The 11514-nt window shown below is 64.2% G+C and carries 15 protein-coding genes and 1 pseudogene; 3 read left to right on the forward strand and 13 right to left on the reverse strand.

Annotated elements, in window-relative coordinates; genetic code table 11:
* Positions 1 to 16: 16 nt before the first annotated feature.
* The 3 genes from KBZ15_RS09275 to queA are packed head-to-tail and all read left to right on the forward strand — an operon-like array spanning position 17 to position 4459.
* The gene (locus KBZ15_RS09275) at positions 17 to 1375 is read left to right on the forward strand and encodes a dihydrolipoamide acetyltransferase family protein (protein ID WP_255014921.1); all 1359 of its coding nucleotides are present in this window, start codon (positions 17 to 19) and stop codon (positions 1373 to 1375) included.
* Positions 1376 to 1380: 5 nt separating this feature from the next.
* Positions 1381 to 3288, forward strand: coding sequence for an APC family permease (locus tag KBZ15_RS09280; protein WP_255014904.1), 1908 nt, complete (start codon positions 1381 to 1383; stop codon positions 3286 to 3288).
* Positions 3289 to 3292: 4 nt separating this feature from the next.
* The gene (gene queA / locus KBZ15_RS09285) at positions 3293 to 4459 is read left to right on the forward strand and encodes a tRNA preQ1(34) S-adenosylmethionine ribosyltransferase-isomerase QueA (RefSeq protein WP_255014905.1); all 1167 of its coding nucleotides are present in this window, start codon (positions 3293 to 3295) and stop codon (positions 4457 to 4459) included.
* 6 nt (positions 4460 to 4465) lie between these two features.
* Here the strand turns inward: queA and KBZ15_RS18655 are convergent.
* The 13 genes and pseudogenes from KBZ15_RS18655 to KBZ15_RS09360 all read right to left on the reverse strand — a co-directional run.
* Positions 4466 to 5863, reverse strand: a pseudogene (locus KBZ15_RS18655) (type I restriction-modification enzyme R subunit C-terminal domain-containing protein).
* A 45-nt stretch (positions 5864 to 5908) separates the two neighbouring features.
* Positions 5909 to 6280 (reverse strand): nucleotidyltransferase domain-containing protein, encoded by a 372-nt coding sequence (locus tag KBZ15_RS09305; RefSeq protein WP_255014909.1) that lies wholly within the window; start codon positions 6278 to 6280, stop codon positions 5909 to 5911.
* A gap of 38 nt (positions 6281 to 6318) precedes the next feature.
* On the reverse strand, positions 6319 to 6546 hold the full coding sequence (locus tag KBZ15_RS09310) for a type II toxin-antitoxin system VapC family toxin (protein WP_255014910.1): 228 nt from the start codon (positions 6544 to 6546) through the stop codon (positions 6319 to 6321).
* Positions 6527 to 6667 (reverse strand): hypothetical protein, encoded by a 141-nt coding sequence (locus KBZ15_RS09315; protein WP_255014911.1) that lies wholly within the window; start codon positions 6665 to 6667, stop codon positions 6527 to 6529. The genes KBZ15_RS09310 and KBZ15_RS09315 overlap by 20 nt, the downstream gene beginning before the upstream one ends.
* Entirely contained in the window at positions 6667 to 6927 is a 261-nt protein-coding gene (locus tag KBZ15_RS09320) for a type II toxin-antitoxin system Phd/YefM family antitoxin (protein WP_255014912.1), read from the reverse strand. Before KBZ15_RS09320 ends, KBZ15_RS09315 begins: the two co-directional genes overlap by 1 nt.
* A 110-nt stretch (positions 6928 to 7037) precedes the next feature.
* Complete coding sequence (locus KBZ15_RS09325) at positions 7038 to 7448, reverse strand: type II toxin-antitoxin system VapC family toxin (RefSeq protein WP_255014913.1); 411 nt, start codon at positions 7446 to 7448, stop codon at positions 7038 to 7040.
* Positions 7445 to 7684 (reverse strand): type II toxin-antitoxin system Phd/YefM family antitoxin, encoded by a 240-nt coding sequence (locus KBZ15_RS09330; RefSeq protein WP_255014914.1) that lies wholly within the window; start codon positions 7682 to 7684, stop codon positions 7445 to 7447. Before KBZ15_RS09330 ends, KBZ15_RS09325 begins: the two co-directional genes overlap by 4 nt.
* Positions 7685 to 7729: 45 nt before the next feature.
* Positions 7730 to 8065, reverse strand: a complete 336-nt coding sequence (locus tag KBZ15_RS09335) for a nucleotidyltransferase domain-containing protein (protein WP_255014915.1) — start codon at positions 8063 to 8065, stop codon at positions 7730 to 7732.
* A complete protein-coding gene (locus KBZ15_RS09340) occupies positions 8062 to 8481 on the reverse strand; it encodes a nucleotidyltransferase substrate binding protein (protein ID WP_255014916.1) in 420 nt (139 codons plus the stop codon). The genes KBZ15_RS09335 and KBZ15_RS09340 overlap by 4 nt, the downstream gene beginning before the upstream one ends.
* Positions 8478 to 9185 (reverse strand): DUF429 domain-containing protein, encoded by a 708-nt coding sequence (locus tag KBZ15_RS09345; RefSeq protein WP_255014917.1) that lies wholly within the window; start codon positions 9183 to 9185, stop codon positions 8478 to 8480. Before KBZ15_RS09345 ends, KBZ15_RS09340 begins: the two co-directional genes overlap by 4 nt.
* Positions 9186 to 9217: 32 nt before the next feature.
* Positions 9218 to 9388, reverse strand: coding sequence for a hypothetical protein (locus tag KBZ15_RS09350; RefSeq protein ID WP_255014918.1), 171 nt, complete (start codon positions 9386 to 9388; stop codon positions 9218 to 9220).
* Positions 9385 to 9612 carry an addiction module protein gene (locus KBZ15_RS09355; RefSeq protein WP_255014919.1) on the reverse strand — a complete coding sequence of 76 codons (228 nt, stop codon included), beginning with the start codon at positions 9610 to 9612 and terminating at the stop codon, positions 9385 to 9387. Before KBZ15_RS09355 ends, KBZ15_RS09350 begins: the two co-directional genes overlap by 4 nt.
* 45 nt (positions 9613 to 9657) lie before the next feature.
* A partial coding sequence (locus KBZ15_RS09360) for a DUF2075 domain-containing protein (protein WP_255014920.1) occupies positions 9658 to 11514 on the reverse strand: 1857 nt, incomplete at its 5' end.

An 11514-nucleotide genomic window follows, 5' to 3' on the forward strand; every position in this document is an offset into this window, starting at 1 on the left:
AAGCGGGCACTGGTTTATGGCAACCCACGAAATCTTCATGCCCGCCCTCTCCTCCACCATGACGGAGGGCAAGATCGTGGAGTGGCTCAAGCAGCCCGGCGACAAGGTGGAGCGGGGCGAGTCCGTGCTTGTTGTTGAGAGTGACAAGGCCGATATGGACGTGGAGTCTTTTAACGAGGGTTACCTGGCTGCCGTTTTGATGCCTGCCGGCGGCACGGCTCCGGTGGGCGAGACCATTGGCCTGATCGTGGAGACCGAGGCCGAGATTGCCGCCGCAGCTGCCAAGGCACCGGTGGTGCCCGCTGCTGCTGTTGCTCCTGCATCCGCGCCTGTCCCAGTGGCGGCCCCAGCTGTTGCTCCAGTTACTCCCCAGGCAGTTGCTCCAGTAAAAGCTCCAGCAGTTGCCCCCGTAATTCCCCCAGTAGTGGCGGCGCCGGCCGCCACGGCCAGCGGCCGGGTGGTGGCATCGCCCCGGGCCAAGAAGCTCGCCAGCCAGCTCGGGGTGGACCTGGCCGGCCTGCGCGGCAGCGGTCCCCATGGCCGCATCCAGGCCGACGACGTGCTGGCCGCCACCGGTCAACCGATCACGGTGCCCCGAGTGGCCGAGGGATCCGGCCCGGCTGTCATGGCTGCTCCGCTCGGAAATGGCGCCAGCTCACCGGCGCCTGCGCCCACCGGTGAGGCCTTCGGGCGCCCTGGCGAGAGCGTCGGCTTCAACACCCTCCAGAACGCAGTCAACCGCAACATGGTGGCCAGCCTGGCGGTGCCCTGCTTCCGGGTGGGCTACACCATCACCACCACCAAGCTCGATTCCCTCTACAAGCAGCTCAAGCCCAAGGGCGTCACCATGACTGCCCTGCTGGCAAAGGCCGTGGGCGTGGTGTTGGCCCGTCATCCCCAGGTGAATGCCGCTACCACGGCCGATGCCAGTGCCATGGCCTACCCCGCTGGTGTGAATGTGGCAGTGGCCGTGGCCATGGAGGACGGCGGCCTGATCACACCGGTGCTCGCCAACGCCGATACAACCGACATCTATTCGCTGGCCCGCAGCTGGGCCGATCTGGTGGCCCGGGCCCGCAGCAAGCAGCTGCAGCCACAGGAATACAGCACTGGCACCTTCACCCTCTCCAACCTGGGCATGTTTGGTGTCGACCGCTTCGACGCGATCTTGCCCCCCGGCACCGGCGCCATCCTGGCGGTGGCTGCTTCGCGGCCCGCGGTGGTGGGGGGTAAGGACGGCTCGATCCGGGTGGCCAGCCAGATGCAGGTGAACCTCACCTGCGACCACCGTGTGATCTACGGCGCCCATGCCGCCGCCTTCCTCAAGGATCTGGCCCAGTTGATCGAAACCAATCCAGAAAGCCTTTCCCTCTGAATTTGATGGGATTCAGGCAGGTACGCAAGAGCATCAGCCTCTCACTGGTGGGCAGTCCCTTGCCCACCAGTGCGGCCCATCAGGAATGCCTGCCAAATGGGCAGGCGATGGCCGTGCTCTCATCCGATGCGTTGTCATCGGTCGCCTACGCCACTGATCAGACCCTGGCGGTGTTGATCCTGGCCGGCAGCGCGGCCTTGAGCTGGTCGCTGCCGATCACCTTGGCCGTGATCGCCCTTGTGGCGATTGTGGTTCTTTCCTACCAACAGACGCTGCATGCCTACCCAGAAGGCGGCGGTTGTTACATCGTGGCCCGCGCCAACCTCGGCATCACCACGGGCCTGGTGGGGGCAGCAGCGCTGCTGATCGACTATTCACTCACGGCTGCCGTGAGCCTGATGGCGGGCACCCAGGCCCTCACCTCCTATCTGCCCGCCTTGCTTCCCTGGCAGGTTCCCATCGCCCTTGTGCTGCTGGTGTTCGTGGGCTGGATAAACCTGCGCGGCATGAGCGAATCGGGCCGTCTGTTTTCCTTGCCGGTCTACGCCTTCATAGCGATGGTGGCGCTGCTGGTGGGCTTTGGCCTAGTGGATCTGGTGTTGCGCCATGGTTTTGTGCCAGAGCCCACTCCACCGGTGCAGGCGATCGCTCCCCTCTCCCTGTTTCTGGTGCTGCGAGCGTTTTCTTCAGGCTGCTCAGCCATGACCGGCATCGAAGCGATTGCCAACGGTGTGCAGGTGTTCCGCGATCCCGCCGCGGCAAATGCAAGAGCCACCATGGCGGTAATGGGATTGATCCTTTCGCTGATGTTCCTGGGCATCAGCCTGCTGGCCTGGATGTATGGCGTGGATCCTTCCTCCAATCAGACCACGATGGCGATTTTGGGCGAGCGGATATTTGGCGCTTCCAACCCGCTTTACCCCGCTCTCCAGCTGTTCACGCTGCTGATCTTGATGTTGGCGGCCAACACCGCCTTTGCCGATTTTCCGCGGCTGGGGGCCATGCTGGCCAGCGACAGCCATTTGCCAAGGCTGATGGCATTCCGGGGGGATCGGCTGGTCTTTCAGAACGGCATCCTCGTGCTGATTGCCCTCGCTGGCCTGATCATCGTGTTCTGCAAAGGGGACACCACGATGGCGATCAATCTCTATGCCGTGGGGGTGTTTCTGGCTTTCACAATCTCCCAGAGCGGCATGGTCCTCTACTGGCTGCGTCAGCGCGGCTCGGCCTGGCGTTGGCGAGCGCTGATGAACGGTTTTGGGGCCCTGTTCACCGGCCTGGTGCTGGCTGTCGTGGTGTTCAGCAAGTTCAGCAGTGGTGCCTGGTTGGTGGTACTGCTTATCCCCTCTTTGGTGTGGATTCTGGCCCTGATCAAAAAACGCTATGGGCGCCTTCAGCATGCCCTTGATTTAGATGAATCCGACGAGGTGCTCGAACCGTTTCTGCCGCTGCATTCAGAAGCCTCACCCCCTCGTCTAGATCCTGGTCAGGGGCCGATTGTGGTTTGCCTTGAGGCATTTGACCGTGCCGCGATTGCTGCGGTGCGCCATGCGTGCAGCATGTCGCGCCAAGTGAGTGTGCTGTTTGTTTATTCCTCCCATCACAACCCCCAACGGATCAGGGCCCAATGGGATCGGCAGATCGGCCAGCCGTTGGGAGTGGCCCTAACCCTCAAAGAGAGTCCCTACGCTTCCTTTATTGATCCGCTGGTTGAGATGGTGCATGCCATTGAGCGCGATGCCATAGAGGGCAGTCAGCCCGAACAGCGACTCACTGTGATGATGCCCGAGGTAATCAGCACCGGATGGCTCGATTGCCTATTACTCAACCAGAGCGTTGATCTGGTGTCGGCTGCCCTGCGCGATCGCGGCTCCCGCATTTTCAGCCGCTATCGCTACTACCTCCAGGTCTGATCCTGTGAGCGTTGATCCAGTCGATCGGCTGCTATCGAGCTACGGCTATGGCCTGCCGAGTGAACTCATCGTTCAGCGGCCGGTGGAGCCCCGTCACGACGCCAGGCTGCTGGTCGTCGATTCCATCGGCACGGGGCCCGCGCCCCATGCCCGCCACCTCAGGGTGTGGGATCTGCAGCACGAGCTCAGGGCGGGTGATCTGCTCGTGGTCAACGACACCCGCGTGCTGCATGCCCGGCTTGAGGTCCGCCGCGCCAGCGGCGGAGCCGCCGAGCTGCTGGTGCTGGAGCCCTGGCAGCCGTCTGGAGCAGATCGGCAGGCGGTCGATGTCCCCGGTGCAGGCCCAGGGCGTTGGCTGTGCTTGGCCAAACCCGCCAAACGGCTCAGGCCCGGCGACAGCCTGGAGCTGATCGCCCCAGGGCAGCCGCCGCTTGTGGTCACCGTGCTGGGCAGCGATCCTGAAACCGGTGGCCGCATAGTGCAGTTCCCTGCGGCGTGTAGCGATGCCGCGGCGCTGGAGCCGTTGCTGCTGCAGTACGGCGCGATCCCGCTGCCGCCCTACATCCACGGGCACGAAGCTTCCGACCATGACCGCTACCAGACCCGCTATGCCGCCCGGCCGGGAGCCGTTGCGGCGCCAACGGCGGGTCTGCACCTAAGTGATGAGCTGCTCGCGGCAATCCGTGGGCGCGGCGTGGAGCTGGCCACCACCACATTGCATGTGGGCCTGGGCACCTTCCGGCCGGTGGAAACCGAAGACCTGAGCCAGCTGCAGCTGCACAGCGAGTGGGTGGAGGTGTCGCCCGAGCTGGTGGCGGCGGTGGCGGCCTGCAGGGCGCGGGGCGGCCGGGTGATCGCCATCGGCACCACTTCGGTGCGCAGCCTGGAGGCGGTGGCCCAGCTGCACGGGGGCGAGCTGCGGCCCCACACAGGCCCGGTGAATCTGGTGATCCAGCCCGGCTATCGCTTTGCGGTGGTGGAGGGCCTGCTCACCAATTTCCACCTGCCGAAAAGTTCCCTGTTGCTGCTGGTGAGTGCCCTGATCGGCCGCCAACGCCTGCTGGACCTCTACACCGAGGCCATCGAGCGCCAGTACCGCTTCTTCTCCTACGGCGACGCCATGTGGATCGAGCCCCAGGCGGTGCTGGCGGAGGCACGGCCCTTCAGCTGAACGGCGTCAGCGGGCCGGTTCATAAAGGAACCGCTGGAAGCCTGCGAACAGCTGGCCGATCTCTTCAGGTTTGCCCAGATCTGCCACGGCATCGGCGATGGAGTGCTGATAGCGGAGACGCAGCAGCGGGGTGAGCTTCTCCTGAGCCAGTTCCTGCACGCCGCTGCTCACGTAGTGCTGAAGTACGAAGTCGAGGAATAGCTGCTGCTTGCTAGTTAAGCGGGAGTGGATGTAGAGGCGGGCCAGTTGGGAGCGGGATTCGCGGGAGATGGGCGGCAGGGCGTAGGCCACATGGGCAAGCACATCGAACAGATCGCTGTTCTCGGCCTCGATGATGCGCTGCATCTCCGCCAGCTGATCGGCGCCGAAGCCCTTTTCCTCCAGGCCCTGCAACAACTTGCGGCGGGTGTCAGGTCAACTCCAGAGCTGCCGTAGCTCAGCCTCATCCTTCACGAATTCGGGCAGCTGGCCGTAGAGCAGCTCGATGAACTGCTGGGAACTTATCGGCCGCCCATCGGGATGCCAGAAGGAGGTGACCAGCATGTGCTGGATCGAGCGCTCCTTGCCATCGCCCAGCTTGATGCGGGTCTTGGTGGGGCGCGCCTTGGGCCCCTCTGGATCATCGGCTGCCTCCTTGGTGGGCACGCGGCCCTTCTTGCGCAGGTCGTCGGGTTCGATCCGCGCCAGGGCGTTCTCTTCGAAGGCGGCGAAGGCGGTGAAGTCGTTGAAGGCCTGATCGGCGAGGTTGTTGCGATCGGCCAGAAACAGGATGCGGGGCCGGCGGCTGGGCTCGCCGGAGAGGTTCCAGCGGGATTGAAAGAGCTTCCAGATGATCTGAAAAGCGATCGAGGTTTTGCCGGTGCCTGTGGCCAGCGTCAAAAGAATGCGGTTGCGGCCGGAAGTGATCGCCTCCAGTACCCGCTTCACTGCGATCTCCTGGTAAAAGCGGATCTGCCAGCTGCCGCTCTTGTCGGGATAGGGATTGGCAGCGAAGCTATCGCGCCAGGCGTTCTCGACTGCAAAGGTGCGATCCCACAGCTCCTGGGGCGTGGGGAAGCCCTCGGCCTCCCCCTCCTCGCCCGATTCCATGTCGATCGCGTAGATGCCCAGGCCGTTACTGGCCTAGGTGAAACGCAGCTGGAGCTTGGCGGCGTATTCCTTGGCCTGGCCCACGCCTTCGGTGAGTGGCAGCCCATCGGACTTGGCTTCCACCACCGCAAGACCGGTGTTGCGGTAGCTGAGCACGTAGTCGGCACTGAGGGACTTGCCGCGGCGGCCGCCGCCCTCGATGCGCCCCGGGGCAATCGGAAACTCGCGGCGAATGCGGCTGCCTTCCACCACGCCCCAACCGGCCGCCACCAGCAGCGGGTCGATCAGCTCGGAGCGGGTTTCGGCCTCGTTCATGGGAGCGGCGCGACCACGTGAGCGAGCAGATCAGCGGTCATGGAGTTACTGGCCGTGGCGATAGGCCTCCGCGACAACGTGCTGTCTGTGCTGGCGGCGCTCCCGCACTTCCTGGTGCGAATACAGGAGTAGATCGATGGGTATCCGATGATGGGCTAACTTCCAGCCCAGGGCATCCGTTTTCTCAAACCGCGAATGGCTGGCCAACCATTCATCCGGCACGGTGACCAGCAGATCCAGATCGGAATCGGGCCGCTCGTTGCCACGGGCCCGGGAGCCGTAGCCGCAGGCTTCTCCGCAGGAGTACAGGCACACCTCGGCGCCGGGATTCGCCGCCTGGATTTCGGCCGCGATCGTGCGCAGCAGCGGCTCATCCACCACGTAGGAATAGTTGGAGGGGCGGGCTGAGGCGGCCATGGGGCCAGTTTGGCGTGGGTGGCCTGGCTCTGCCTTCTTCAGCTGCGCGCATCCTGCAACGGGCAGCCATAGACGGTGAACGCCGCATCGGCACTGAGCAGTGTGAAGGGGCCGCTGATGGCCTGGGCCACCAGCAGACGATCAAATGGATCGCGGTGGTGCAGGGGCAACTGTTCGAGCGCCAGCAGATGGGGAAGGTCGATCGGGAGGAAGTCAAAGCCGGATTGCTCTGCCCAGGGGATGGCCTCACGAGCCGACAGGGGCATGTCGGCACGGGCCAAGGCGTGCTTTGGTCGCGATCTCCCAGAGCGACACATGGCTCAGGAACACTCCGCTGGCCTGGTGGGTGATCAGCTCACGGCTGATGGTATCCAGCAGCAGGCGCATCAGCCCCGTTCGCACAGGTCGGTGATCAGGGGATTGGCGCCATCGATGGAGTCGGGCACCACGAACTGCCAACGGGCGATGCCCAGTCGGCGGAGCCGCGCCGGTGCCTGCAGGCTGGCGAGCCGTGCGACGGGCCGACCATTTCGGGCGATCACCACCTCGGCTTCGGCGCCGGTTTCGATTACCTCCACCACCCGGCTGGGATCAGGGCTGGGACGAAACACCATGGCTGCACGCCGCTCACTCAGACCAGACTGCACCAGATCAGCGCGACCGGGGTCCCATCGCCCGCAGCTCGGAGCCGTCACTGCAGCAGATGCCGGGATCCCAATGCAGAAAAAACGGAGCTTCTGATGCAGGAAAAGCCGAGCTATTTCCTGGGCCCCGTCCAGATCTCGATCACCCCACTGCTGCGGATGGCCTGGTCATGGGTGGCAAGCACCAGGCCGTGGGCCAAAGCTGTGGCCACGATCAGCCGGTCGGCCGGATCGCCATGGAACCCTTCCGGCAGCTGGTGGAGCGAGATGACCACCTCCACATCGAGCGGCACAAGTTGAACAACCCCTGGAGAAGCGGCCTCCCGCAGCCAGTTCTGAAACGGACGATCCAGTCCCAGCCGCCCCTTGGCATGGAGCATCTGCGCTTCCCAGAGGCTCATGGCCGCGAGGTGGGTGCTGCCATCGGATGCCAGGCGATCCAGCGAAAGACGTTCCTGGACCTTCAGTCGCTCGGAACCAAGCAGCCACCACAGCCACACATGGGTGTCCAGCAGGACCTTCACCGCAGGGCGTCGAAGGCCTGGGCCTCCAGCACGGATTCCTCGGAATTAGCGTGCAGCACTCCGGAACCGCGCAGGGTCGTCCATGGCTGGGGGCTTTGCGCGGAGCGGGCGGACGGCGGCGTGAGGCGTGCCACCAACTTGCCGTGGCGGGTGATCTCCACCACCTCGCCACCGCTCTCCACCTGCCGGATCAACTCCAGGCACTGGGCGCGGAACTCGGTTACGGAAATGTCCATTGGGCCATCGTAATGGGCATTTTTGATGGAGGCCCCGTTTTCTGTTCAGGGCCGATCCCCACGCCGGTAGAAGACCACCCCCGCTCGCTTGATGTGGTCGATCAACTCGGGGGATTGGAGCGAGACCTGCAACGACAGATCGAAGCGCCAGGGCAGCAGCAGATCATCGAGGGCCGCATCGAGGCGGGCAAGGGTGCGCGGATCGAGGTCGACGCCGGAGAGGGTGAGGTCGATGTCAGAGCCAGGGCGGTGGCGCCCGAGGGCCCTTGAGCCGTAGAGGGTGGCCTGCTCGATGGCCGGGAAGGCGGCGAGGGTCGCCTGGATCCTGGCCACGGCAGCGACTGGCAATCCGTAGCGGGTGGCGGAGGCCTGGGCGGTCATGGCAGGGACTCCTGTGCCTGGAGCCGTGATTCCAGCTCCTCGAAGGCTCCGACATATGAGGTCACCACCGCTACCACGATCTCCAGCACCGTCGCTTCGTCGTAGGTGTGGGCGCTGAGGTTGCGGTGGCGGATCATCTCCATCCAGGTTTCGCCATCGTTGATCAACCCCTGGGCGAAGGCTTCACGGGTGGTGGCGCGGAAACCAAAGAGGTCGGACACACCGCGGGAGACCAGGAAATCCTTGAGGGTTTTCCAGCTGAGTTCATGGGTGAACTCGAAGGCCTTGATCAACCCCTGCCGTTCCATTTCACTGAGGCTGCGCTGTTGGGAAAGCTCCACCGCATCCCTCAGACGCGCCAGAGCCTGGCGGAAGTTGACGAAGCGTTGATGCCAGCGGATATCAGCACCTGTCATGGGGTCAGGGTAGGGAATGGGCCCCAGTCATGCCCCCTCGGCACCACGATCAACCCCGACTCCGGCTCCCCGTAGCTCACGCACTCCCCACCGGTGGCAACAACGTGGGCGGTGAGCGCACAGAGGGCGGCATCGATCCAGTCGATGTTGGTGAGCGGCGTGAGATCCAGGCCCGCCTGCGCCAACAGCTCCCGGCGTTGGAGGCGCTTCTGGGCCGCCTTGGCCTGGCCGCCGCGAAGGTGCCAGGTGATGGCGTGGGGGAAGGTTTCAAAACAGCCAGGGCCGCTGGGTGGCAGGGAGCGCACCAAGGGATAGGCCTGCTCCGCCGCCCCGTTCTCCAGGGCCTGATAGAGCGCCTCCCCCTGCAGCATCCAGCCGAAGTAGCTGGTGGGGTGCTCCACCGCCCTCTGCCGGGTGGGCGAGGCGAAACAGCTGATGCCGCGGCCGATCAACTCACGTTCGCAGGAGCGCATACGTCCGTCGCGGCTCCAGCGGCAGGGGGCATCGATGGCGATCACGCTGGCGCGCACCACCGAGCGGCACCAATGGGCGAGTTCCTGCACATCAGCGCTGGCCAGCTGGCTCGCATAGGCGCCACCGGTGAAGGCGACGGCGTGGAAGCCCTTGCGGGCGCCGCCCACATCGATGCCTACGGTGGCATCAACCAAGACGCTGACGCGTCCAGAGAGGATCCCTGCGGGCATCGAGAACGGCGACCACCGTCAAATCATCAGCGTCAAACGTGTCGTAGATGCAGAAAGGGAATCCCTCCGTAGTAGGCCAGAGATTCGATATCGGCCAGCAAACAGCTACGGAAGTAGCCCCCAAGACCCGAAGCCTGCTGCTCTTCAAACCAAAATCCCTCCTCCCGATCTCTCAGAGCATCTGAAGAGATGTTGATGATCATCCACCGAGTTGCTGAAGCTGGGCCTTGGCCTCAGCCCAAGGGATCCGCGTCGCCCTGCCATCGATCAGTCTCTCGCTGTGTTCCCGCAGCACCTCAGCGTGCCATTCAGGTGAGGAGACATCCGCCGGATGACTGCAGAGGCTTTGCCAGACCTGCTCAAGAAGACGCACCTTTTCCGGCACATTGAGCGCGTCGAGCTCGGCACTGGAAAGTTCAATCGGCACTAAACCCTCTTGCCTTCTGGCCAGCCTAGAGCCGGTTGGCTGGATTCACTGGGACCCTCGCCCCGCCACCGCCCCCTTCAAGTACTCGTTCAACTCCGGATCACAGGCAAACACAAAACAAGCCTTCGTGCCCCGGCTCATCAGCGTGCGGTAGGTGTTACGGATGATCGCGTCCGCCTTGCGGCGAATCCCCTGGGGATCACGGGTCAGACCCACCTTGTAGCCCTTGAGCGATTGGTCCGTACGCGCCCGCGCTAATGGCACCGTCACCACCTCGCCATCGCGGACGGCCAGATCCGGCCCGATGATCACGCCGATGGTCTCCAGCTCCAGGCCCTGGCAGGTGTGGATGCAGCCCACCTCCTCCACCGTGCCCGGCGTCATGATCCAGAGGCTGCTGTCCTTGCTGAGGTTCCAGCGGGCCCGGTAGCCGTAGGGCTCGATCGTGATGTCCCAGGCGCTGGGGTGATTCTTGGACGCCCAGTTCCAGCAGTAGCCCGCCACCATGCGCGCCTGGTTGGAGCCATTGCGCTCACGGATCGCCTGGTGCATTGCCACGGGATCGTCGAACACCCGAATGTCGTAGCTGCCACGGTCCAGCTGATCGTTGGCGGTGGAGCGAATCCCCAGGGTCTGATCCAGCCAGGCCAGGTAGCCATCGGAGCCGCTGCAGCGGAACTGCGATGGCAGTTCATCGCGGTGCAGCTCGGCCTCGTGGTACTGGCTCCACTTCTCGATCTCGGCGGTGCTGCCGATGTCGTCGAAGGTGACGCGCTGGTCTTGATCGAGGAAGAAGACGGTCAGTTTGCTGGCGTGGATGATCTCCTTGATCTGGTTCTCGCCCTCCTTGTTGTAGATGGTCTTGGTCATCAGCCGGTGGCTCTCATCCACGATCAAGGCGTCGTAGTGGCCCTCCGGGGCGCCCACGAAACAGGCCGAACCGCTGAAGAGGGTGTCGTACTCGTTTTTCTGCATCGAGCCGGTGAGCTTGGCCCGGTACACCGCCCGCGGCGCCGCGTTCTTGCTCACGTAACGGGCGTTGAGGCCGATGTGCAAAAACGTGGCCAACAGGTTCACGGCCACCACCGACTTGCCCGTTCCCGGCCCGCCCTGCACCAGCAGCACGCAATGGCGTCCCTCCCGCACGTGGCGCGCCAAGGCCAGGGCCTTCTCGTAGACAACCTTTTGCTCATCGATCAGCACGAACTCGGTGTTGCCCTTGAGCATGCGCTCCACCGCATCGGCCAGCTGCTGGCTGGGTTTGGCCTTGCCATCGCGGATCTGCTCAATCGTGCGACCCCGGTCGCCCACCTCCAGGCAGCGGCGCAGAAAGGCGGCCATCTCGGCGTTCTCGCGGCGCAGGAACACCGGCGCCTGATCGAGATAGGGCTGGTAGCGCGCATCGTTGATGCCATCGCCCTCGGTGCAGTTGTGCAGATAGGCGCAGGGCTGCAGTTGGATGGCGTGCTCCACCACGGCCGTGTTGAAGCTTCGGAGTAGGGCGCGATAGCTCATGGCCTGATACGAGGGGTGGGTGGTCTCGTGGATCCCCCGACCCAGAAGGGTCCGCACCACCCCATCCAATTCGGTGGTCTCCACCGTTTCCCATTGCTTGAGCTCCACGATCACCGCAGCGCTCTGGCCCAATGCGTTCTGCCCGGAGAGGAGCAGGTCGATGCGTTTGGACGTGTTGTGGATGCGGTATTCAATCGCCACCCCCAGTTCCCTCGGGATGGCCGGCAGCTGCAGCACGTTGCCGACACACTGCAAGGAGTTCTTCCAGGCGCGGAATTCCTTCGGGGCCACCTTGTGGCCGGTGCGCTCCAGATAGCACTTGCGCACCTCCTCCTCGATGCGCTGCTCCAGCACGTGCTGCAGAAACACCTCGCGGCTGGCCAGGTA

This window comes from Cyanobium sp. BA20m-p-22 (assembly GCF_024346275.1).
Classification (GTDB): Bacteria; Cyanobacteriota; Cyanobacteriia; order PCC-6307; family Cyanobiaceae; genus Cyanobium_A.

Coding starts and splice junctions, on each gene's coding strand:
- KBZ15_RS09305 (WP_255014909.1), bottom strand. CDS start 6,280: ATGGCCGCCTCAGCCCGCCCCTCCAACTATTCCTACGTGGTGGATGAG.
- KBZ15_RS09280 (WP_255014904.1), top strand. CDS start 1,381: ATGGGATTCAGGCAGGTACGCAAGAGCATCAGCCTCTCACTGGTGGGC.
- KBZ15_RS09315 (WP_255014911.1), bottom strand. CDS start 6,667: ATGCGCCTGCTGCTGGATACCATCAGCCGTGAGCTGATCACCCACCAG.
- KBZ15_RS09310 (WP_255014910.1), bottom strand. CDS start 6,546: ATGCCCCTGTCGGCTCGTGAGGCCATCCCCTGGGCAGAGCAATCCGGC.
- KBZ15_RS09275 (WP_255014921.1), top strand. CDS start 17: ATGGCAACCCACGAAATCTTCATGCCCGCCCTCTCCTCCACCATGACG.
- KBZ15_RS09330 (WP_255014914.1), bottom strand. CDS start 7,684: ATGGACATTTCCGTAACCGAGTTCCGCGCCCAGTGCCTGGAGTTGATC.
- KBZ15_RS09335 (WP_255014915.1), bottom strand. CDS start 8,065: ATGACCGCCCAGGCCTCCGCCACCCGCTACGGATTGCCAGTCGCTGCC.
- KBZ15_RS09345 (WP_255014917.1), bottom strand. CDS start 9,185: ATGCCCGCAGGGATCCTCTCTGGACGCGTCAGCGTCTTGGTTGATGCC.
- KBZ15_RS09340 (WP_255014916.1), bottom strand. CDS start 8,481: ATGACAGGTGCTGATATCCGCTGGCATCAACGCTTCGTCAACTTCCGC.
- KBZ15_RS09350 (WP_255014918.1), bottom strand. CDS start 9,388: ATGATCATCAACATCTCTTCAGATGCTCTGAGAGATCGGGAGGAGGGA.